The sequence below is a fragment of the Shewanella sp. A22 genome (genome assembly GCF_053850585.1).
Genome location: NZ_JBSQBN010000001.1, coordinates 22,583 through 44,477 on the forward strand (window position 1 = coordinate 22,583; position 21,895 = coordinate 44,477).

The window sequence follows — 21,895 nt, forward strand, 5'->3', positions numbered from 1 at the left end:
TATAGAGGTGCATAAGTGAAAATTAAACGATTTTTTGCCAAAGATATGCGCGCTGCATTGGCTCAAGTAAAAGAAACTTTAGGGTCTGACGCTGTCATTATGTCGAACAAAAAAGTCACTGGCGGAATCGAAATTGTCGCTGCCGTGGATTATGACGAACCGAAAGCGGCGATAGCTTCACAAGCGCCAACGACCAGCTTTATGGACGTTAGTGAAGATCGTGTGTCATTAGGTGTTAAACCCACGATGAAAGCACAAACAAAAGTGAATCCGCCTCCTGCAGCAGACTCCCTACAGGCTTTACTTGAAAAACAGCATAACCGCATGACACAACAAATGTCAGTTCACCAAGACGAGCCAGAATTGCCTGAATGGGCTCGTCAATTAGAAGGTGTAAAATCAGCTAAACCAGCAACAGATTTTCAATCAAAAGTAACATCGGAACATCCTAAAAAAACCAGTAAAAATCAATCTTCTGATATGGATGAGTTGCGTGAAGAGATGGCCTCATTACGCAGTTTATTAACTCATCAAGTTTCATCATTGATGAAAGATCAAAAAAAGCGTACAGATCCTGTTGGTGCTATGTTAGAAAGTAAATTGATTGCGGCAGAGTTTTCTCCTGCAGTAGCTGCTAAACTAGCAGGATTGAGTCAACATTATACTCCAGCTGATTTAGTACGTGCATTACCGCAAAGCTTAGCTAATTTACTTGACAATCAAGGCGATGATATTGTCAAACGCGGTGGAGTTGTAGCATTTGTTGGTCCTACCGGTGTTGGTAAAACAACATCTTTAGCTAAAATTGCTGCTCGTTTTGCCGCACATCATGGACCTGAGCAAGTTGCATTAATTACTACTGACCATTACCGTATTGGTGCTTATGAGCAATTAGCGACTTATGGCAAAATAATGGGCTGTCCAGTTAAGCAAGCACATGATTTAACCGAATTAGAACAAATACTGTATCAGTTCAGAAATCGTAAGTTAGTGTTAATTGACACCGCTGGTATGGGACAACGTGACATGCGTCTATATCAACAACTTGATAATTTGACAGCAAATAGTAGGATCCCCATCCGGAGTTACTTAGTCTTGTCAGCGACGGGCCAACGTCGTGTATTGCAAGATGCTGTAGAACATTTTAAGCGTATTCCATTGTCCGGTGCGATTCTCACCAAATTGGATGAGTCAATATCAATTGCTGGTGCATTGAGCGTATTGATTCAAAATGAGTTACCATTGAGTTATGTAACTGACGGTCAACGTGTTCCTGAGGACATGAAAGTGGCTGATACATTAGCATTAGCGAAGCAAGCGCTAGCTGCATTAAACGAAAAAGAACAACAAACGTCACAAGACACGGTGTGGTCTAATGACACAGCCTATGCATTTGAGTAAAGATATGAGTCGGGATCAAGCAAGTGGTTTACGTATGATGAATCAACCAAATAACGATAAAGTTAAAGTCATTGCCGTGTCCGGCGGCAAAGGCGGAGTGGGCAAAACAAGCGTATCAATTAATACCGCCGTTGCATTAGCCGAAAAGGGCAAACGCGTATTAGTACTCGATGCCGATTTAGGCTTAGCCAACGTCGATGTCATGCTTGGGATACGTGCAGAGAAAAATTTATCTCATGTTTTGTCCGGAGATGCCGAATTAGATGACATCATTGTACGAGGCCCTAAAGGTATTGGTATTGTTCCTGCTACCTCGGGTTCACAAGCGATGGTGGAGTTAACACAAGCACAACATGCTGGACTTATCCGTGCATTTAGTGAAATGCGTACTCAGTTTGATATTTTAATTGTTGATACTGCTGCTGGCATATCTGATATGGTGCTGAGTTTTTCTCGTGCATCACAAGATGTGCTGATTGTGGTGTGCGACGAACCAACGTCAATTACAGATGCCTATGCATTAATTAAGATTTTAAGTCGTGAGCATGGTGTGTTCCACTTCAAAATTGTGGCAAATATGGTGCGTAGTTTACGTGAAGGTATGGAATTATTTGCTAAACTAAGTAAAGTGACTGACAGATTTTTAGATGTTGCTCTAGAATTGGTGGCAACAGTTCCATTTGATGAAAATTTACGGAAGTCTGTTCGTAAGCAAAAGTTAGTGGTTGAAGCTTATCCTAAATCACCTTCAGCGATTGCTTATCACGGGTTAGCCAATAAAATTATGACTTGGCCTGTTCCACAACAGCCAGGTGGTCATTTAGAGTTCTTTGTTGAACGTCTTGTACAACGTAAGCCGATACAAGAAGAAGGAAGGACGAGTGAATAAAGCCGCTGCGTATACTCAGTTCGATAACAAAACGTCTATTGTTGAACAGTATGCACCGTTGGTAAAGCGAATTGCCCATCATATGCTGGCAAGATTGCCAGCATCGGTGCAACTTGATGATTTATTACAAGCTGGAATGATGGGGTTACTTGAAGCTTCATCTAAATTTGATTGTAGCAAAGGCGCTAAGTTTGAAACCTTTGCAGGGATCAGAATTCGTGGTGCAATGATTGATGAAATTCGCCGTGGTGACTGGGTTCCACGCTCTGTTCACCGAAATAATCGTCGCGTTGCACAGGTGATTGATGAATTAGGGCAACAGCTTGGACGAGATGCTCATGATACAGAAATTGCCGAAAAACTTGATATGTCGCTCGATGAGTACCATCATATCTTAAATGATGTTTCTGTTGGTAAAATCATAGGCATAGAAGATCTTGGTGTTTCGCAAGATGTGTTAATTACAGACAACGAATCACCAGATGAAACCTTTGACTCACTTGCTGAAGTTCAATTCCAATCTGCACTGGTTGAAGCAATTAAAACATTGCCAGAAAGAGATGCGTTAGTATTATCGTTATATTATGACGAAGCATTAAATTTAAAAGAAATTGGTGCCATCCTTGAGGTTAGCGAATCGCGAGTAAGCCAGATATTAAGTCAGGCAATGCTCAGATTAAAAGCTAAGCTCAAGCATTGGACACAAGAATAATAACTTATTTAGAGCAAACGAGTGTCAGCTCACCGGAGGAAACCTTGGACAAGAATATGAAGATTCTCATTGTTGACGATTTTTCAACAATGAGGCGTATCATTAAGAACTTGTTGCGAGATTTGGGATTTAATAATACCCAAGAAGCAGATGATGGCTCAACAGCCCTACCTATGTTACAAAAAGGCGACTTTGATTTCGTGGTAACAGATTGGAATATGCCGGGAATGCAAGGTATTGATTTACTTAAAGCAATTCGTGCAGATGATTCATTAAAACATTTACCGGTATTGATGGTAACCGCAGAGGCTAAGCGTGAACAGATTATTGCAGCAGCGCAAGCCGGTGTTAATGGTTATGTGGTAAAACCTTTCACCGCAGCAACGTTAAAAGAAAAGTTAGATAAAATCTTTGAACGACTCGCATAAGCAAGGATAAGTCATGCAGGCATCAATATCGGGGTTAATCACTCTCGAACAGGCCCAAGAACTTGTTGAATTGCTTACTTCTGGTAAGCAAGACAAAGCAGATGACGCAATCAGGGAGCTTGCTGCGCCATTACAGCGTGAGCTTTTTGAAGAAGTCGGTAAGTTAACTCGACAACTCCATAGTGCACTAAGAGATTTTCAAGTCGATAACCGTTTATCTGAATTAGCTAATACCGAAATACCGGATGCTAAAGAAAGATTGAATTATGTTATCGATATGACAGAACAAGCTGCAAATAAAACTATGGATGCGGTTGAAGAATGCCTACCTTTGGCCGATACCATCATTAGTAATATACAATCTGTGACGCCCATGTGGGATAAGCTGATGCGTCGTGATATACAATTAAGTGAGTTTAAATCACTTTGTCATGATGTTCAGCAGTTTATGTCGCATAGCGAACATGATTCTAATCGTCTACGTGAGCTATTAAATCAAATTTTGATGGCGCAAGACTTCCAAGACTTAACGGGTCAAATGATCCGCCGAGTAATAGATTTAGTTCGTGAAGTAGAAAGTAATTTGGTCTCAATGTTAACTGTGTTTGGAGATCATGTTACCGAATCATCGCCAGCTATAAACGATAATAAGATAGAAGCAGAAGGTCCAATCATGCATGCAGAATTGCGTGAAGATGTTGTGACTGGTCAGGATGAAGTTGACGATCTGCTATCAAGTCTGGGTTTCTAATTAGGAGTCAATTTAATGTCCTTTGATGTTGATGAAGAGATACTCCAGGACTTTTTAATCGAAGCTGGTGAGATTTTAGAGCTTCTACAAGAGCAACTAGTTGCCCTTGAAAATAATCCTGATGACAGTGATTTACTTAATGCTATTTTCCGTGGATTCCATACCGTTAAGGGTGGAGCAGGTTTTTTAAGCCTAAAACCCATGGTTGACGTATGTCACGAAGCCGAAAATACGTTTGACTTATTGCGCACTGGTAAACGTGGCGTAAATGCAGAATTAATGGATATCATTTTGCAAGCTGTCGACGCCATTAATTCCATGTTTGCTCAAACTCAACAGGGGGAAACCCAAGACCCTGCAGATCCTGAATTGCTTGCGAAGCTTAAATTATTAAGTTCAGGTGCACCATTACCTTCAGAAATGGCAGCTGAAGAGCCTGAACCTATCGAGAGTGTTGTTGAGTCAAGCGAACCTGAGTACATTGAAGATCTTAATACTCAATCAGAAGAGATCTCTAATTCTGGCAGTATTGATGAGATTGACGAATCGGAATTTGAAGCGCTACTTGATGCATTGCATGGCGGTGGTAAAGGTCCAGTAGCACCTCAAGTATCTGATACTAATCAAGGCTCCGAGGCTCCAAAAACTCCAACTGCGAATAATAGCGACGAAATTACCGATGATGAGTTCGAAGCATTATTAGATGAACTGCACGGTTCTGGTTCATTCAAAGAGACATCTGCCCCCGTAGCGTCAGCGAAACCACCTGCGAGTACTCCAGTTGTTGAGCCACTTGTTGATTCTGATGAAATTACAGATGATGAGTTCGAACGCCTTTTAGATGAATTACACGGAAAAGGTAGTTCTCCTGCCGACGTTAAGCCGCAACCAACGCCTGCAACAGCTCAAAAACATGTTACTCCAACTGCTAAACCTGCAGTGACTCCAACCGCTAAGCCTGTCGCAAAACCAGTCACCGCCACGCCCCCTGTCGCAGCACCAAAAGCTGAACTCGTTAAAGATAAAGCACCTGTGAAAGCGCCTTCTGTTCCTCAGGGTGAAACAACTGTTCGTGTAGATACTGCTCGTTTAGATGAAATCATGAACATGGTTGGTGAGTTGGTTTTAGTACGAAATCGTTTGGTTAGCTTAGGTGTGAACCGTGAAGACGAAGACATGTCAAAGGCGCTTGCAAATCTTGATTTAGTTACCGCTGATTTACAAGGCGCGGTAATGAAGACTCGCATGCAACCCATCAAGAAAGTATTTGGTCGTTTCCCTCGCGTTGTTCGAGATATGGCGCGTACTTTAAATAAAGAAATTGATCTGATAATGATTGGTGAAGACACCGATCTAGATAAGAATTTAGTCGAAGCATTAGCGGATCCTTTAGTTCACTTGGTGCGTAACTCAGTCGATCATGGTATAGAAATGCCGATTACGCGTGAAGCGAGCGGTAAACCACGTACCGGTACTATTACCTTGTCGGCTAGTCAAGAAGGTGACCATATCCTGCTCAAAATTGAGGATGATGGCGCAGGAATGGATCCTGAGAAGTTAAAACAAATTGCAATCAGTCGTGGCGTGTTAGATGAAGATGCCGCAGCAAGAATGACCGATAACGAAGCGTTTAACCTTATTTTTGCTCCTGGTTTCTCGACGAAAGTTGAAATTTCAGATATCTCAGGCCGTGGTGTGGGTATGGATGTGGTGAAAACCCGCATTAACCAACTTAACGGAACTGTTTTTATCGATTCAATGAAAGGCAAGGGCACCATACTTGAAATTAAAGTGCCATTAACGTTAGCAATTATGCCAACATTAATGGTTGATGTGTCTAATCAAGTATTTGCACTACCATTATCAAGTGTGAATGAAATCTTTAATTTAGATTTAACTAAGACCAACATTGTTGACGGCCAATTGACGGTAATTTTCCGAAATAAAGCCGTACCATTATTTTATTTAGAGCATTGGCTGCACAGCAACAAATCGACCTTTAAACATGGTGATAAAAAACAAGGTCATGTTGTGATTGTTCAACTTGGTACGATGCAAATTGGGTTTGTTGTTGATGCGTTGATAGGACAAGAAGAAGTTGTCATTAAACCGCTTGGAAGTATGTTACAAGGTACTCCTGGTATGGCGGGCGCGACAATTACATCTGATGGTGGTATTGCACTTATTCTAGATGTACCTGGATTGTTGAAACATTATGCAAAAAGCAAAAAATAATAAAAGTTCCATTATTTAAGGCATTAAATGACCATAAAAGTACTAGTTGTAGATGATTCTAGCTTTTTTCGACGTCGAGTCAGTGAAATTGTTAATCAAGATCCCGATCTCGAGGTTGTTGCTGTTGCAATAAATGGCAAAGAAGCTGTTGATATGACTGCAAAGTTTAAACCTCAAGTCATTACTATGGATATTGAAATGCCTGTGATGGACGGTATTAGTGCTGTCCGTGAAATTATGGCCAGTAACCCTACACCTATTTTGATGTTTTCATCATTAACCCATGATGGTGCCAAAGCGACACTTGATGCGTTAGAAGCGGGCGCATTAGACTTTTTACCTAAACGTTTTGAAGATATTGCGACTAATAAAGATGATGCCATTCTTTTATTACAGCAACGAATCAAAGCGTTGGGTCGACGTCGGATATATCGTTCAAGTTCGTTATCTTCAGTGCCGCAAAGTCGCCGAACAACGACACTCGAGCAAGATACATCAACAACCTCTACTCGCCCACTTAGCAGTCGTTTAGCTTCAACTGCGCCTCCTAAGGCCTCTCGCTCTAGTGTGATAGCGGTTCCTGTTGAGCGCCAAGCAACGAGTCCTGCGGTATCATCAGTATCGTCAATTCGAGCTAGCGGGAAGCAATACAAAGCGTTATTGATTGGTACATCGACCGGCGGGCCTGTCGCATTACAGAAAGTACTCACTGCATTTCCATCTAATTACCCACATCCGATTGTTTTAATCCAGCATATGCCTGCGGCATTTACCCCTGCATTTGCTGCACGTCTTAATAGCTTGTGTAATATTGAAGTCAAAGAGGCGCAAAATGGTGATGTTATGCGTCCAGGGTGTGCTTATTTAGCACCTGGAGGCATGCAGCTTATGATTGAACGTAATGGCATGACCGGAAGGTTAAAAGTGATCCCCGGCACCCACGAGATGAACTATAAACCTTCAGTCGATATTACTTTTGCTTCAGCATCTAAAGCTTTTGGTGGTGATGTGTTAGCTGTCGTGTTGACCGGAATGGGCGCAGATGGTAGGGAAGGTGCCAGAATGTTAAAATCTGCTGGTGCTACTATTTGGGCACAAGATGAAGCAAGTTGTGTGGTATATGGTATGCCTCAAGCTATTGCTTCATCTGGTATTTCGACTCACTCTATTTCGTTAGATAATATGGCTGAAGCTATTTTAAAAGAGTCTAGCCGTGGCTAAGTCTGAGTATTCTATACAGACTAAGCAAATGCTGGGATTGTTTATATCCTTCATTATTATCATCGTATTAGCTGGATTATATATAGAAGCTCAACGTAAAGTCACACTATTAGAACAAAATGTTGAACGTTTAACTGCATCTCAAGTATTGTTAATGGTACCAGAAGATCAAGCTGATAATATTGCTAATTGGTTAACTCAACATCCAGAGCAAACTCAAACAATAATAGCCTCTGCTGACAATCAATCGAAAAGTGTGTTATTAGGACCTGGCGTGATGGCTAATTCCCCGTTCACTGACATTGATAAGGTGAACGACAGTATCAATGATCCCTCTATGCAGAAAAAGCAAGAGGTTGTTATATCTGAAAATGATCAAGGGGTTAAGGTTATCCGTTTACCTAGTGGCGGTATTCGTGTGACAACCCGCGATGAGAAGCAAGACAAACAATAGTCAATATTCCATAACAGCATCATATAATGAGTTGAGAGGCTTTTTTGAAAGTATGGACGGTAGCTAACCAAAAAGGTGGCGTTGGTAAAACCACCACAGTAGCCAGTTTGGCCGGTTCTCTGGTTAAACGTGGTCAACGCGTGTTGATGATCGACACGGATCCCCATGCTTCATTGGGCTATTATTTGGGTATTGACTCGGATGAAGTATCTGGCTCTCTTTATAATGTATTTTTGAATCATCAGTCGTTGACTCAAGAGTTGATTATGCAAAATGTAATTTCAACTCAAATTGAAGGGCTCGATATTATTCCGGCTAATATGGCATTGGCAACACTTGATAGATCATTAGGTCATCAAGAAGGAATGGGGTTAGTACTACGTAATTTATTATCGTTACTCGAAGATAAATATGATGTTGCTATTATTGATTGTCCGCCCGTGTTAGGGGTGTTAATGGTGAATGCCTTAGCAGCAAGTCAACACATTATTATTCCTGTTCAGACCGAGTTTTTAGCCATAAAAGGGCTTGAACGAATGGTAAAAACCATGGAAATTATGGGGCGCTCAAAGAAAACACGCTATAGCTATACAGTATTACCGACAATGTATGACAAGCGAACCAAAGCTTCTCCAATCGCATTGCAATTTTTGCAGGATAAATATGGCCCAACACTTTGGCCTAATGACATGATCCCTGTTGATACTAAATTTAGAGATGCAAGCCTGGCTCATTTACCAGCATCGCATTATTCAGCCAGTAGCCGAGGTGTAAAAGCATATAATCGTCTGCTAGATTTCTTATATTCTCAGGAGTTTACTCATGTCAAAATCGGTTGATGAAACTGTTTTTGATTATTTCAGTCTTTTATTACAGGAACCGTCGAAAGCGATTTCTGAACAAAGCGTTGAGGTAAAACAAAGTGACTCTGCAGATCACGTTGATGATTTAGGCAAAAAAAGGCCAAATATTACCGAGGATAAACCTACAGGCACAGCGGTAGACATTGCGCTATCTAAACATTATGCGCAACTTACATCAACTAAGGTTACTCCTGTAACGGCTAGCCAACGACAATATGCAGAACCGACAACAAGTGTAGATAAACTCGCACTTGAAAAATTATTGTCAGCGGTATCTAAGCCTAAAGTTGAAACCGATTTATCACAAAAGATTAAAGCCAGTGCTGAGCGTGTTCGTCAGGCCATCACGCATATTGAACCCGAAATAGCAATTAATCAAACTAAGACACAACAAATACCGTTAACGGATAAAGAAATCAAACCGTTAGTCGATATAAAAAACGACGAAAGTTCACTTGCTGATGTAAAAGACGCTATTATTAAACATGATCAGCTAGTGGAAAGTGTTGTGGTGCAAGATAACACAGCACCACAAACACAAGTTGGTTTTCAACCGCCTAGTGTTACTCATGATTTACAAGAAGTACTTGATGATGAATTTCAGGTGTTATTTTTTAATGTTGCAGGGCTAACACTTGCAGTGCCGTTAGTGAGCTTAGGCGGGATAATTAAAATTGAGAAGATAAACCATCTTATTGGGCGACCTTCTTGGTTTATGGGGGTGCAAACCCATCGAGACAGTAAAATTAATGTGGTTGATACCTGTGCATGGGTGATGCCTGAGAAATATTCTTCGGAACTAGCGCAAACAGTAAATTATCAATATCTTGTTATGCTAGAAGATAGTCAGTGGGGATTAACATGTGAGTCGTTAGTTAACTCCGTTAAAATAGATAAATCACACGTCAATTGGCGTGAAAAGCCGGGTAAGCGTCCTTGGCTTGCTGGGGTAGTAAAACAACAAATGTGTGGCATTATACATGTTCAAGCTTTAATCAAAATGCTTGATGCAGGTTTAGGTTGTCAGGATTCGATTGACCGAGGTTAACTATGAGCGATTCTAGAAGTGTAGCAGCGGCTACTGCCGGTAAAGACGATGTAGTATTACAATGGGTGATATTTAAGCTAGATAATGAAACCTATGGTATTAACGTAATGCAAGTTCAAGAGATATTACGCTATACCGAAATAGCTCCTGTTCCAGGTGCACCTGATTATGTATTAGGGATCATTAACTTGCGCGGTAACGTGGTTACGGTTATTGATACTCGTTCACGTTTTGGTTTGCCATCTGCTGAATTAGATGATTCAACTCGAGTGGTGATCATTGAGGCTGAAAAGCAAGTTATTGGTATTCTGGTTGATAGCGTAGCTGAAGTCGTTTACTTACGCCGTTCAGAAATTGATAATGCACCTAATGTTGGTACTGAAGAAAGTGCTAAGTATATTCAGGGTGTAAGTAATCGCGACAATGAATTATTAATTTTAGTCGACTTAGACAAGTTATTATCTGATGAAGAGTGGGTTGAACTAACACAGCTCTAATAGCATTTTGCTCAAATAAGCCAACCGAATAACTGTTGGCTTTTTGTTTTGGCTTTTGCTTTATGTTTTTAGATAATGGCAACAAAGGTATGTTAATGGGTGATGAATTTCTTATTGCGGCTTTAATATATGTGATTGCGTGTCTTGGTTTAGTACTTTATTTACAAAAACAGTCCAGTAAATTAAAGACAAAAGTGGATGCTCTGACAGTCTTAGTAAAAGAAAGCGATCGTCAGCGGGAAGCTTTTAAACGTGAATTACATGAGTTACGCAGTGGTACTATTGGTGTTGGTAGACGCGTTGTCGAATTAGAGAAAAAACTGTCTAAACAGACTGATATGCTCGAGGAAGCTAGCCAGCAAGATCCGCAAGCTAAATTATATTCTCGGGCTGTCAAAATGGTGGGACTCGGCGCTGGAATTGAAGAGTTGATGCAAGAGTGTGAATTGCCTAAAGCAGAAGCTGAATTAATATTACGTTTACACCGTAAGTAGCTGAATTAACTGGTTGATTTAATTAATAAAAAGCCATCGATATGATGGCTTTTTAGTGGCTATGCTTAAGTTGATCTTACTTGCGCCGCATCTTCGCGACAAACATTCCATCACTATTGGCTTGCTGAGGCCAAATGGTCAACATGTCACATTGCTGTCCGGTAAAAGGATGGATGACGGGTTCTAGCTCAAACTCTGTTGTTTCAACTAAGAAGTCTTGTACAATTTGTTCATTTTCACTAGGTGATAAAGAACACGTGGCATATATCAACTTACCGCCAGATTTGACTGCTGCTGCGCTGCGACGCAATATATCGAGTTGAAGTATCGGTTTGTCGGTGATTGCCGTTGCATTATCTAACCAACGCATATCAGGGTTTCTACGCCAAGTACCCGTACAGCTGCATGGGGCATCGACTAAAACACCATCAAAGGCATTAGTATCTACTGGTAATTCATCGCCCTTCCAAGGTACAACACTGATATTCTCAAAACCTGCGCGATTGGCGCGTTTGCGTAGTTCTTCTAATGGTTTGCGGCGAATGTCAGATGCAATAATGTTGCCAGTGATGGGGACATTTTGTTGTGACATTAATGAGTATAACTGCAGGGTTTTACCACCAGCACCACTGCAAGCATCCCACCATTTTTCATGGCTACTTGGTTGGCAAATTTGGCCAATGACTTGCGAGGCTAAATCTTGAATTTCAATATGACCTTGCTTATAAAGACTTATCTCATTTAGGTTAATACTTTTATGGCCCAAACTTATGGCATCTGAAAAGTAACGGCTAGCTTCTGCTTCAACACCCACTTGTCTAAGAGACTCAATCACTTTTGCTGCCGACAGTGTTTGTGCACGAGCCCATATTGGTGGTCGACTGCTCATTGCGTTAACAACAGCATATTGTTCGGCTTCTACGACAGGACAAAGCTGCCAAAACCATTGTGGTAACAGTTGGGTGATTTGGCTGGTAGTAATGCCGCTTAATGTCGCAAATGCGCTCAATTTGTCATTTAAAGATGCTTCGTGTTCTAGTTGTATTGGGTCCGCGCGAGTTTGAGGCCATTGTGCAAATTCATTCCAAGCAATGATTATGTCACTCCACTGATGTTGCTCTAACATCGCACAGGTGCTTAGTTGCTGAAACCATGTTGTGTGTTTGTGGCCTGACTCTAATTGCTTTAACCACCCCCACCAACGAAACAGACCAAACAGACTCTCACGTATCACTCGCCTGTCTTTGGAACCGTGCTTTTTATGCTCGCGGAAATATTGACCTATGATCCTATCTGCAGGCATGTTTGTGCTTAAAACTTGATTAAACAACATTTCAATGGTTGTTGAGTAACTTAGTGCTCGCTTTTGTGCTGGCGTCGCAGCAGTGATGTTATGTGAATGCGTTTCGTCTGATGTTATTTCGTTAGACATGGCTGGACTGTTAGGGCTCATGAATTGACCTGAGGTTACTAGACAGCATCGTTAAGTGCGCTGTACTGGGGACTATTTGGGTTAGTTTAACACGGCTTCTCTAAATGATGAGCTAAAACTATAATGCCGTAATCAAAGATCTTTAACATTTACGACAATCTGATAATGTGCCGCTTTTCTGAAATTTTGTTTTATTCGTGTAATATTAAGCATAACCGAGACGATACAGTCGCTGTGAAGGTGTGATGATTTGCATCCTAAAAGTCCAAATCTAATGCAAAGCATAAATAAGCCATTAATGCACGTGTATGTTGGTATTCTTGGGTACAAAATTCGACAAAATTATCTTGGCAAACTTGTTGTGAGCTAATGGGCTTGATAGCAATAAAATCTTTTCGCTTTAGTTCATCAATCATTGAGTGATGTTTATCAAATCCCCTAGGCGGTCTAGATAGACTATCACCTGTGAGTTCGAATCCCGCTTGAGTTAATTGTTTTAACGCTTTTTGGTAGGCATTAGGATTTTCATCGATACAATGCCGAATTGCGTTGAGTGCTTTAGACTCTGGGTGCCAAATTCCGGCAGCAATAAAACATTCATCATTAGCTATGTGAACATAAAAACCTGGTGCATGGACATCTTTAGCTTGAAAGTGTCTAAACTGAATACCAACATTAGTTTTATACGGTGTTTTATCTTTACTAAAGCGGCTGTCACGCTGTGGGCGCATTAAGCTACCCCCTACTTTTTTAGCGACAGCGGTAAAACGTGGTGACATTGTTAATATGGGACCTTGCATCGCTTCTATAAATTGCAATGCAGGTGTTCTCACTTGGTCTTCGTATTGTTGCTGGTTGGCTTTAAACCATTCTCTATCATTGTTGATAGATAACCTATTTAAAAAGTCGAAGCTGAGTTGGCTGAACATGGTAATCCCTTTTTAGCAATAGTGGTGTTAGGGTCTGTTGACTTTTGCTGGTTGAATGTTGTTCGAGATAAAAACGTGTTAATCGAGGCGAGTGGATTGCTGCCTAGTAATCTAAGCACCACGCGCTTAGCAAAGAATCGCTCAACAAAGAGCAAAACGTTTTTAGCAGACCTCTTCTGACAGCGTTTTAGGGGCATTTTTACTGCGTTATCGACTTTTTATGTAGAATAACTACACCACAAAGTCTCTACCTTATAGCTCATGTTTAAGTAATGACCAATAATTCACTGCCAAACCAACCTTGAAAGATCAACCGCTCCTAAGAGTGATGTGATAGCTTTCTCACATGTTAAACAATGTATGCCATGAGTGAAATAGCTAAGGTTTATTTAAGGCATTAATAACGTGGATGTTATTTGAACACTTTTATATTAATTGTGTAATTTATGTTTTAAAATGCATAGTTAATATAATATTTCAGTGATTTTAAAGTGTCTGATTTGTTGTTGTAACTAACTGACATAAAGATTTTTTTTTACTATTGCGTTAATGTTAGTTTGATATAAATAAAGTGTTGGTGTTAAAATTGTTGTTAAAGCTATTTTTGTTGGTGTAAAGCTCGTTACTAGCATCGAGTAAGCAATATATATTTATTTAATCACGCAAGTTTTTTGTTGATTATGATATCTGCTAAAGATTGATTTTATTGAAATATTACACTTGGAATGAATAATTCCTCTATATGAAAGGATTGACCATGACTGAACATTCCCTCGGTATTGTGGGTTGGCGCGAATGGGGTACTTTTCCTGAGATTGGCAACGAAAGAGTCAAAATCAAAGTGGATACAGGCGCAAAAACATCCTGTTTACATGCGTTTAAAATAAAACCGTTTCAAAAAAATAAACAAAAATGGGTTCGAGTCTGGCTTCATCCTGATCAAGATTCGGATCGCGAAGTCATGTGCGAATTTCCTATATTCGATCGTCGGGAAGTCAGTGATTCTGGTGGTCATGTCACTAACCGTTTCGTGATAAAAACGCCAATCCTTATTGGTGAACAACTTTTCGACATCGAATTGACGTTAACCAACAGAGATAACATGAAATTTAGGATGTTATTAGGACGCAGGGCATTAGAAGGGCGTTTTTTGGTTAATTCAGCAGAGTCATATCTAGCAGGAGAGTAACAAATGCATATTGCAATAATGTCGAGAAATAAGAATTTATATTCGACTAGCCGTTTAAAAGAAGCTGCAGAAGCGCGTGGTCATGTTATAAAAATTGTAGACCCGCTAAAGTGTTATATGAACATCAACATGAATGCGCCAAGTATCCATGTACGCGGTGAAGAGTTACCTAAATTTGATGCGGTAATTCCGCGTATTGGTGCGTCTGTTACTTTTTACGGTACAGCGGTATTGCGTCAATTTGAGATGATGGGGACGCATCCATTGAACGAGTCCGTTGCGATTACCCGCTCTCGCGATAAGTTACGTTCACTACAACTATTGTCACGTAAGAACATTGGTTTACCCGTGACAGGGTTTGCCAACAAACCAGCAGATATTCCCGATTTATTAGACATGGTTGGTGGTGCCCCTTGTGTGATTAAGTTACTTGAAGGTACTCAAGGGATTGGGGTTGTCTTAGCTGAAACGCGTAAAGCGGCTGAGTCTGTTATTGAAGCGTTTATGGGCTTGAAAGCCAACATTATGGTGCAAGAATATATCGCTGAAGCCGGTGGTGCTGATATTCGTTGTTTCGTAATTGGTGATAAAGTGATTGCTGCGATGAAACGCCAAGCATTGCCAGGCGAATTCCGCTCTAATTTACACCGAGGTGGTTCTGCTAGCATTGTAAAATTAACTCCAGAAGAACGTTCAACGGCATTACGTGCTGCTAAAACGATGGGGCTAAATGTTGCAGGCGTTGATATTTTGCGTTCTAAACACGGTCCATTAGTGATGGAAGTAAACTCATCACCGGGTCTTGAAGGTATCGAAAAGGCCACCGGTATAGATGTCGCTGAAAAAATTATTCAGTTTATCGAAAAAAACGTTAAACCTACTAGCGCAAAAACGAAAGGAGTTGGTTAATGGCAAGAAAGCACGAACCGTTTGTTATCGGTGACGTTAGCGTATCGGCAGGCACTCAACTAAGTGTCAAATTGCCCGCAGCAAAACTGTATAACGATACACCGATGGATCTGCACGTTGAAGTGTTTCATGGCACAAAAGCGGGACCCGTTTTATTGGTCTGTGCAGCAATTCATGGTGATGAGTTAAATGGCATTGAAATATGTCGACGCTTGCTCGGTCGTGTTAATGCTAAAACCTTAACGGGGACCTTGTTAGTTGTCCCTATCGTTAACGTGTTTGGTTTTATTCAACAATCTCGTTATCTGCCAGATCGTCGCGACTTAAATCGTTGCTTTCCTGGGTCGGCTAAAGGTGCGTTAGCAAGCCGTTTAGCTCACTTGTTTAGTAGTATTCTCGTTAAACGTGCAACGCATATTGTGGATTTGCATACAGGCGCAATTCACCGTGATAATTTACCGCAGATCCGTTGTGATACCGATAATGAAGTCATGCTTGAAATGGCGAATGCTTTTGGGGCGCCGGTGATTATGTCATCTAAAGCCCGAGATGGCTCAATGCGTGGTTACGCTAACAGCTTAAATATTCCGTGTATTTTGTATGAAGCGGGCGAAGCACTGCGTTTTAGTGATATGTCGATTAAGTCTGGTGTTAATGGTGTTATCAATGTGATGCGCTGCTTAAGTATGACTAAAGGCAAAATTAAAACCCAAACTAATAGTGTTAATGCTAGCCGCAGTTATTGGGTTCGCAGTGAGTCCGATGGCTTAGTTAATATTAAGCTCAAGCTGGGCGAGCGGGTATCTAAAGGCCAAGTCTTAGCCAATATCGTTAACCCTTTGGGCGGTGAACCATCACCACTTTTGGCTCCTACTGACGGGATTATTATTGGTAACAGTAATATTCCAGTGACCAATGAAGGTGAAGCATTGTTTCATGTTGCCCAATTTAGCGGTGATGAGATAGAAGTCATTAATGATAATCTTGACGACTTTATGCAAGAATATGCTTAAGGTATTATCGGCCGTGGTGCGAGACGTTTAATACTTGCGATATTGAATATATGTATGAGTGTTCAATATCACTGCTAGTCTATTATCGCCATTGCTTTATTCTGCTTTGGTTAAATTGAGTAGTGTGGCCACAATGGTCTCATTACTCAGGGTCAATGTTTGTCGATTTACAGCCGAATTATATGATCTAAATTTGGTTGCCATTTATCATGTTGAGTTTTCTGATTACATAGCGCACTCAAATCTTTTTACGTTAATTTCCTGTCCTTTCATGTTTAGAGTGTAAATCGTTCAACTGAGGTGGTGAGTGAATGTGCCAGTTGGTTTAATTGTTGGCTTCGTTCGGTCATAGTTGTTGACTCTTGTGCATTCTTTTCGGCAGAGTCTGCCGTTTGATTCATTGTTTGTGCAATTTGTTTACTATGATTTACCTGCTCGTTAGCGGCTTGAGTAATACTTTGGCTCATACCATTTATGGTGTTTAATGCCGTTTCTATTTTTTCAATAGCATCATGTAATGACTTACTTTGTTCTACACATTCACTAGCTTGTGTTTGTCCTTGTAAAATTGCATTAACGGCATGGGAGGTTTCTTGTTGTAAGGCATCTATCATGGTTTGAATTTCGGCTGTTGATGACTGTGTTCTCGATGCTAATGAACGAACTTCATCTGCAACAACAGCAAAACCGCGACCATGTTCACCCGCTCTTGCTGCTTCAATAGCAGCATTTAAGGCTAACAAATTAGTTTGATCAGCTATCGCACTGATGGTGGTTAAAATGCCGCCAATGTTATTGCTGTGTAAACTCAGTTTTGTCATGGTCTCAACGGAGTCTTGCAAGCTAGTGGATAAGGTTTCAATACGGATACGATTATCATCTGCAATGCTTTTTATCTGAACACCTTGCAATGAGGCTGATTTTATATATTGTTCTGATTCAGAGGCTTGTTCATTTACTTTATTTGAACTGTGATATATCTGTTCTGCAAGCAGCTTTGCTTGACTAATATGACTAATTTGTCCTGAGGCTGAACGGGATATTGCCTCACTTTGCGTTTGCGACTGGATGGCGGAGTCATCCAGTAAATGTGCATCACGGTCAATGGCTTGCAATAGTTGAGTCAGATCATCAGACAACTTATTAATGTTATCCATTAACTCTCCAAATTCATCATTATTTTGTTTGGTTAATCGTTGTGACAAATCTCCACTGGCAATACGTGATAATGCTTTGTTAATGGCTTGGAGAGGACCCAACATTGCTTTAGACGTAAAGTAATAGATAAAAGTCGCCATTAAGACAAACACTACAGCCATCAGAATAGCCAATGTTTGTGCGGTACTTACATCATCAATGGCGACCATTTGCAGCTCGCGAAACCTTTCATTAGCGAGTTTCACCAGTTGGTCTAGTTGATGATTGGTCGCATCAAAATAAGTGTCGGCTTGTAGGTGACTTTTTTCTGCTGACCGTTGCTGATTGACAACATTTGTTTGTGCAATATATAGGGTTCCTGGAACATCGCAAAATTGTTTGATTGACTTGACGTTAGCGTGAAAATCGGCAAATAAGGTGGTTGCCATTAACGGTTCAGCTTGTTGGGTTAAGTAGTTACCATTAACTGTAATATTACCCAGTAACATAGCAACATCTTGCTTATGAATATTGACTGCATCAACAGAGGTTAATCGACCAAGTTCTGTCATGGTATTGCCTAGTGTATACAGCATGTCATCGATGCGAACTCCGCCGCCAATGACTTCTTCTAATAATGTCGCTTCATTTGCAGGCACTTCAATTAATTCTAAGTCAATCATATTATTACTAGCGTTTATCCGTACATTATCAAATTGCTGCTTCAATTTGGTGAAATCTGTGCGGGCTTGTTCTATAGCAAGCTTGGCGCTGAACATAACACGTGATTGCTGTACATACTGCTGATAAGCATTTTGTGCCTCAATTAATGACTGTCGCATCCTTGGTTGGTCAGTTACCTTTACAAGTAGTGTTGTTAGTACATTATTGAATTCTTGCTGTAATTGATTAAATTGTTTAAAGCTGAGGTTGATATTGTCATTACCTGTTTGTGAATACGCTAAACTGTTTGTTTTTGCCATTTTTAATAAGGTCAATTGCAATGCATTTGATTGATTCTTTACTGGCACCGCTAAGGTTTCAATATTATTGTTTGCAGTTTGAATCTGATTTAGAGAGTGATAAAAAAAGCTACTTCCAGCAAGTAGTAATAAACCAATTGAGGCAAATCCTAACGCTACTTTTTGTTTAATTGTCAATTCGAATATTGTCATTAGCAATCTCTAGTTATTATTTTTAGAACAAGCTCTGTTACAGTTTTAATTAGGTAATGAAGCACCGATGTGGTCAAAATACGGCAAACTCTAGAGTAGAGCCTTGTTAACGGAATGTAAATGGTAGTTGCAAAGGAATAGAAATATAGCTTTGTTTTAATAGCTATATTTCACTTTTTACATTCAAATTTATATTGAACATATGTACCAGCTATTTAATATTTATGACTATAATATTGCGCTATTTACAACCTAATGAGGTAAAGGGTAAGGCTTTAGGTATGCTCTACAAAATGGAGTTGTGCTATTGCTGTATAAGGTCGCTTTATGGTTAGTACAAAGACGCTTTTAGTGCTTTCAATTATTCGAGGTTAATGTGGGTTTACAAACGGTAGAACTAAAACAACAAGACGATCATCAATTAATCTCCCCATCAAAAATCATTTGTATTGGGCGTAATTATGCCGAGCATATTCACGAACTCGGTAATGACATTCCTGATGATATGGTAGTGTTTCTTAAACCAAACTCAGCCATTACTAACACCTTATGTAGTCACTTAGGTGAGCCTTTACATTATGAGGCCGAGTTGTGCTTTATGGTGAATAATGGTCAGTTTAGTGCGGTTGGTGTTGGGCTTGATATGACCAAGCGTGAGCTGCAAACCAAGTTAAAAACCAAAGGCTTACCGTGGGAGCGTTCTAAAGCTTTCGATGGTTCGGCGTTATTCAGCGAATTTATTGCTATAACCGCAGACATCAAAGATTGGTGCTTTCAATTAACCATTGATAATGTCGTGACGCAATTAGGTCATCAGCAATCAATGATGTACCAGCCACAAGCTATTTATAACGCCGTCAGTGAGTTTATGACCTTAAACGATGGTGACATTGTCATGACAGGGACACCCAAAGGCGTAGGTGTGGTGACAGAAAATACTACTTTTGAGTTGAGCTTATGGGCTAATGTGCCATTTACTGTATTTGAAGCTGCACTGTCCGGCGATAAACCGATTGAACAGCTTTGTGGTAACCCTGAAATCGTTAAGCAATGGCAGGCTAAGTAACGCTAGGTCGTGAAATAAAGAATACTCGAAAAAAAATGACCCTCTTACTAAAGAGGGTCATTTTTTTATGAAGGCATTAAATTGGTATTAATGCTATTTCATTAACGCTACGGCTTCCATGTCTAGCTCGATGTCGGTGCAACCTTTGGCGCAATAAATCCCTGGGGCTTTAGCACTTTTTGGTGCCTTTTTAGTGTTAGGCGGTAATTGCAGCGTCAGCGGTTTACTACAGTCGCTGCAAGTTGCGCTGTTACCTTTGAGCATGCGTTTTATCAGATTTTTTTGTTGATTAAAGGATGCCAATGTTGGGTCATTAATCGCTGAAAAATCGAGTTTCTGTGTATCGCTCATGTCGGTTCCTATCTTTCTAGCTGATCTCGCAATAAAGCGAGATCAATCTATTTCATTTGGTCGATCACTTTACTTGGTCAATTGGACGCCATCGTTGTAATGCTACCGGAAGGCTAACACCTTGTGCCGTTAATAAATTAACTCGGGCCAAATAAGCTGCGCCATGCATTAAGTGTTTGGCTAAGTCTACTGCATGACGCTGGGTGTAGTCATCTAAATAACTGCCTTTAGCCCATGCGTTAAAGGCGCCGAGTGCCGGACCTGCCCAGATTTGATAATCCATCTCGCGACCAAGCTCACCGGTGTTTGACCAACGGCTTGATAAACCTAAATACCAACGGAAAATTAACGCCATTTTACGCTTAGGGTTATCTTTAGCGCGCTCAATTTGTTTCGGGTCGCGCTCATTAAAATGCGCTACCGTGCCTGCCCAAATATCATCCAGGCTTGAGCGGAATACTTGTTTTTCAAGCTTTTCACGTTCCTCGCTTGGAATGGCTTCAATCGAGTCATAGCGGGTATAAATTTCATATAACTTGTTGGCACGCATTGGGAATAAGGTACCGCGCTTTACCACTTGCAGCTTAACGCCCATTTCGAACATATCGGCAGCAGGTGCCATGGTCACATCGGCCATTTCTGTGGTGGCCAGTAATTTACGAGTATGCTCACTGGCTCCGGCTTCGACACAGGCTTGGTTGATTGAACCGGTAACAATATAAGCTGCGCCCATATGAAATGTCGCCAGTGCGGCGTCAGGCGTGCCAACACCCCCACCGGCACCAACACGAATAGGGGTCTTATACTTGTACTGTGCTTGCACTTGATCTTTTAATGCCAAAATAGTGGGCAGTAAAGTGACTAATGGTCGATTGTCGGTATGACCGCCTGAGTCTGCTTCAGCAGTAATATCATCAGCCATAGGCACCAGCTGAGCCAACTCCATTTGCTCTGCGCTGATAAGACCTTCATCAAGCAACTGTTGCAGTATTTTTACGGGTGCAGGCTGCATGAATTTAATCGCCACTTCAGTACGGCTGATTTTCGCAATCACTTTATTGTCTATTTGCACATCACCGTTTGCATCACGGCTTAAGCCCGCTGCGCGGTAATAGACAATCTGTGGTGTTAAGCCTAAAAAGGCTGAGGCCTCAACAGTGCGTACTTTATGCTTCAAAAACAGCTCTACACTGCCACGCTCTAGCGCGGGTTCACTTGGGCTATGAATTAAATTAAATGCGTATGGACCATTTGGTAATGCCGTTTGAATACGGTTAATGGCTTGTTCAACTCGAGATGGAATTAACCCAGCTGCGCCAAACGAGCATAAAATACCAGCCTGACCTAACGCAATAACCAGTTCTTCAGAAGAAATACCATTGGCCATCGCACCAGCATAATAAGCGAACTTTACCCCGTGAACGCGGCGGAAATTACTGTCGCCTAAGCTTTGTGTACCAAGGGCAGGGGCAAATGCGCTGACCGGCAGAGCATTTGCTGCAGTAATAGCATCAGTTACGACTTGGGCTTGCTGAGCAACCCCTAAGCCTTGTTGTGTGTCGTTAACCACATAACACGCTTGTGATAAATCTTTAAGCTTTTTGTCCATGCCAGTAGAGTCAAAACTGACGTGTTGCTGGCTAACTTGCCATGGCCAAGGAGAAAGCTTTTCGTTGTGCACTTGAGTTGTCATTATTATTC

At 40.9% G+C, this 21,895-nt stretch carries 21 protein-coding genes; 16 read left to right on the top strand and 5 right to left on the bottom strand.

Translation table 11 applies throughout. The features are described 5' to 3' along the window. Positions 1-15: 15 nt before the first annotated feature. The 12 genes from flhF (at position 16) to ACWXWT_RS00160 (ending at position 10,993) form a co-directional block, all read left to right on the top strand. Positions 16-1,401: a flagellar biosynthesis protein FlhF gene (gene flhF / locus ACWXWT_RS00105; RefSeq protein ID WP_456039587.1), complete on the top strand. Its 1,386-nt coding sequence runs from the start codon at positions 16-18 to the stop codon at positions 1,399-1,401. A gap of 4 nt (positions 1,402-1,405) precedes the next feature. Further along, positions 1,406-2,290, top strand: a complete 885-nt coding sequence (locus ACWXWT_RS00110; protein ID WP_456039675.1) for a MinD/ParA family protein — start codon at positions 1,406-1,408, stop codon at positions 2,288-2,290. Continuing rightward, positions 2,283-3,002: an RNA polymerase sigma factor FliA gene (locus ACWXWT_RS00115; RefSeq protein ID WP_456039588.1), complete on the top strand. Its 720-nt coding sequence runs from the start codon at positions 2,283-2,285 to the stop codon at positions 3,000-3,002. Before ACWXWT_RS00110 ends, ACWXWT_RS00115 begins: the two co-directional genes overlap by 8 nt. A gap of 44 nt (positions 3,003-3,046) precedes the next feature. Then, positions 3,047-3,430 carry a chemotaxis response regulator CheY gene (gene cheY / locus ACWXWT_RS00120; RefSeq protein WP_007649667.1) on the top strand — a complete coding sequence of 128 codons (384 nt, stop codon included), beginning with the start codon at positions 3,047-3,049 and terminating at the stop codon, positions 3,428-3,430. 13 nt (positions 3,431-3,443) lie between these two features. Further along, on the top strand, positions 3,444-4,181 hold the full coding sequence (locus tag ACWXWT_RS00125; protein WP_456039589.1) for a protein phosphatase CheZ: 738 nt from the start codon (positions 3,444-3,446) through the stop codon (positions 4,179-4,181). 15 nt (positions 4,182-4,196) lie between these two features. Continuing rightward, positions 4,197-6,416, top strand: coding sequence for a chemotaxis protein CheA (locus tag ACWXWT_RS00130; RefSeq protein ID WP_456039590.1), 2,220 nt, complete (start codon positions 4,197-4,199; stop codon positions 6,414-6,416). 27 nt (positions 6,417-6,443) lie between these two features. Then, the gene (locus tag ACWXWT_RS00135; protein ID WP_456039591.1) at positions 6,444-7,637 is read left to right on the top strand and encodes a protein-glutamate methylesterase/protein-glutamine glutaminase; all 1,194 of its coding nucleotides are present in this window, start codon (positions 6,444-6,446) and stop codon (positions 7,635-7,637) included. Further along, positions 7,630-8,091: a hypothetical protein gene (locus ACWXWT_RS00140; protein WP_456039592.1), complete on the top strand. Its 462-nt coding sequence runs from the start codon at positions 7,630-7,632 to the stop codon at positions 8,089-8,091. The genes ACWXWT_RS00135 and ACWXWT_RS00140 overlap by 8 nt, the downstream gene beginning before the upstream one ends. A gap of 44 nt (positions 8,092-8,135) precedes the next feature. Then, positions 8,136-8,930: a ParA family protein gene (locus ACWXWT_RS00145; RefSeq protein ID WP_456039593.1), complete on the top strand. Its 795-nt coding sequence runs from the start codon at positions 8,136-8,138 to the stop codon at positions 8,928-8,930. Then, entirely contained in the window at positions 8,914-10,002 is a 1,089-nt protein-coding gene (locus ACWXWT_RS00150) for a chemotaxis protein CheW (RefSeq protein ID WP_456039594.1), read from the top strand. Before ACWXWT_RS00145 ends, ACWXWT_RS00150 begins: the two co-directional genes overlap by 17 nt. Positions 10,003-10,004: 2 nt before the next feature. Beyond that, a complete protein-coding gene (locus ACWXWT_RS00155; protein WP_456039595.1) occupies positions 10,005-10,499 on the top strand; it encodes a chemotaxis protein CheW in 495 nt (164 codons plus the stop codon). A 95-nt stretch (positions 10,500-10,594) separates the two neighbouring features. After that, on the top strand, positions 10,595-10,993 hold the full coding sequence (locus ACWXWT_RS00160) for a DUF2802 domain-containing protein (RefSeq protein WP_456039676.1): 399 nt from the start codon (positions 10,595-10,597) through the stop codon (positions 10,991-10,993). Positions 10,994-11,069: 76 nt separating this feature from the next. Here the strand turns inward: ACWXWT_RS00160 and ACWXWT_RS00165 are convergent, their stop codons facing one another. Both ACWXWT_RS00165 and ACWXWT_RS00170 read right to left on the bottom strand, forming a co-directional pair. Next, positions 11,070-12,446 (bottom strand): RsmB/NOP family class I SAM-dependent RNA methyltransferase, encoded by a 1,377-nt coding sequence (locus tag ACWXWT_RS00165; RefSeq protein ID WP_456039596.1) that lies wholly within the window; start codon positions 12,444-12,446, stop codon positions 11,070-11,072. Positions 12,447-12,682: 236 nt separating this feature from the next. Further along, complete coding sequence (locus ACWXWT_RS00170) at positions 12,683-13,354, bottom strand: DUF2461 domain-containing protein (protein WP_456039597.1); 672 nt, start codon at positions 13,352-13,354, stop codon at positions 12,683-12,685. Between the two features lie 757 nt (positions 13,355-14,111). Here ACWXWT_RS00170 and ACWXWT_RS00175 point away from each other — a divergent pair. Genes ACWXWT_RS00175 through ACWXWT_RS00185 form a run of 3 tightly spaced genes read left to right on the top strand, consistent with a single transcriptional unit; the run spans position 14,112 to position 16,465 of the window. Further along, the gene (locus ACWXWT_RS00175; RefSeq protein ID WP_456039598.1) at positions 14,112-14,543 is read left to right on the top strand and encodes an ATP-dependent zinc protease family protein; all 432 of its coding nucleotides are present in this window, start codon (positions 14,112-14,114) and stop codon (positions 14,541-14,543) included. A 3-nt stretch (positions 14,544-14,546) separates the two neighbouring features. Then, positions 14,547-15,452: a 30S ribosomal protein S6--L-glutamate ligase gene (rimK, locus tag ACWXWT_RS00180; RefSeq protein ID WP_456039599.1), complete on the top strand. Its 906-nt coding sequence runs from the start codon at positions 14,547-14,549 to the stop codon at positions 15,450-15,452. Next, a complete protein-coding gene (locus ACWXWT_RS00185; RefSeq protein WP_456039600.1) occupies positions 15,452-16,465 on the top strand; it encodes a succinylglutamate desuccinylase/aspartoacylase family protein in 1,014 nt (337 codons plus the stop codon). Before rimK ends, ACWXWT_RS00185 begins: the two co-directional genes overlap by 1 nt. A 275-nt stretch (positions 16,466-16,740) precedes the next feature. Here ACWXWT_RS00185 and ACWXWT_RS00190 read toward each other — a convergent pair whose 3' ends face one another. Then, positions 16,741-18,777 carry a methyl-accepting chemotaxis protein gene (locus ACWXWT_RS00190; protein ID WP_456039601.1) on the bottom strand — a complete coding sequence of 679 codons (2,037 nt, stop codon included), beginning with the start codon at positions 18,775-18,777 and terminating at the stop codon, positions 16,741-16,743. 376 nt (positions 18,778-19,153) lie between these two features. On the opposite strand from ACWXWT_RS00190, the gene ACWXWT_RS00195 reads away from it, so the two are divergent. Continuing rightward, the gene (locus ACWXWT_RS00195) at positions 19,154-19,843 is read left to right on the top strand and encodes a fumarylacetoacetate hydrolase family protein (protein ID WP_456039602.1); all 690 of its coding nucleotides are present in this window, start codon (positions 19,154-19,156) and stop codon (positions 19,841-19,843) included. Positions 19,844-19,936: 93 nt separating this feature from the next. Here ACWXWT_RS00195 and ACWXWT_RS00200 read toward each other — a convergent pair whose 3' ends face one another. After that, positions 19,937-20,194 carry a hypothetical protein gene (locus tag ACWXWT_RS00200; RefSeq protein ID WP_059747937.1) on the bottom strand — a complete coding sequence of 86 codons (258 nt, stop codon included), beginning with the start codon at positions 20,192-20,194 and terminating at the stop codon, positions 19,937-19,939. A 64-nt stretch (positions 20,195-20,258) separates the two neighbouring features. Then, positions 20,259-21,887 carry an eicosapentaenoate synthase subunit PfaD gene (gene pfaD, locus ACWXWT_RS00205; RefSeq protein ID WP_456039603.1) on the bottom strand — a complete coding sequence of 543 codons (1,629 nt, stop codon included), beginning with the start codon at positions 21,885-21,887 and terminating at the stop codon, positions 20,259-20,261. Between the last annotated feature and the right edge of the window lie 8 nt (positions 21,888-21,895).

Bases quoted from the DNA above. Each gene is read 5' to 3' on its own strand.
- ACWXWT_RS00110 (WP_456039675.1), top strand. From the start codon at position 1,406: ATGAGTCGGGATCAAGCAAGTGGTTTACGTATGATGAATCAACCAAAT.
- ACWXWT_RS00125 (WP_456039589.1), top strand. From the start codon at position 3,444: ATGCAGGCATCAATATCGGGGTTAATCACTCTCGAACAGGCCCAAGAA.
- ACWXWT_RS00130 (WP_456039590.1), top strand. From the start codon at position 4,197: ATGTCCTTTGATGTTGATGAAGAGATACTCCAGGACTTTTTAATCGAA.
- ACWXWT_RS00135 (WP_456039591.1), top strand. From the start codon at position 6,444: ATGACCATAAAAGTACTAGTTGTAGATGATTCTAGCTTTTTTCGACGT.
- ACWXWT_RS00150 (WP_456039594.1), top strand. From the start codon at position 8,914: ATGTCAAAATCGGTTGATGAAACTGTTTTTGATTATTTCAGTCTTTTA.
- ACWXWT_RS00155 (WP_456039595.1), top strand. From the start codon at position 10,005: ATGAGCGATTCTAGAAGTGTAGCAGCGGCTACTGCCGGTAAAGACGAT.
- ACWXWT_RS00160 (WP_456039676.1), top strand. From the start codon at position 10,595: ATGGGTGATGAATTTCTTATTGCGGCTTTAATATATGTGATTGCGTGT.
- ACWXWT_RS00165 (WP_456039596.1), bottom strand. From the start codon at position 12,446: ATGAGCCCTAACAGTCCAGCCATGTCTAACGAAATAACATCAGACGAA.
- ACWXWT_RS00170 (WP_456039597.1), bottom strand. From the start codon at position 13,354: ATGTTCAGCCAACTCAGCTTCGACTTTTTAAATAGGTTATCTATCAAC.
- ACWXWT_RS00175 (WP_456039598.1), top strand. From the start codon at position 14,112: ATGACTGAACATTCCCTCGGTATTGTGGGTTGGCGCGAATGGGGTACT.
- rimK (WP_456039599.1), top strand. From the start codon at position 14,547: ATGCATATTGCAATAATGTCGAGAAATAAGAATTTATATTCGACTAGC.
- ACWXWT_RS00185 (WP_456039600.1), top strand. From the start codon at position 15,452: ATGGCAAGAAAGCACGAACCGTTTGTTATCGGTGACGTTAGCGTATCG.
- ACWXWT_RS00190 (WP_456039601.1), bottom strand. From the start codon at position 18,777: ATGACAATATTCGAATTGACAATTAAACAAAAAGTAGCGTTAGGATTT.
- ACWXWT_RS00200 (WP_059747937.1), bottom strand. From the start codon at position 20,194: ATGAGCGATACACAGAAACTCGATTTTTCAGCGATTAATGACCCAACA.
- pfaD (WP_456039603.1), bottom strand. From the start codon at position 21,887: ATGACAACTCAAGTGCACAACGAAAAGCTTTCTCCTTGGCCATGGCAA.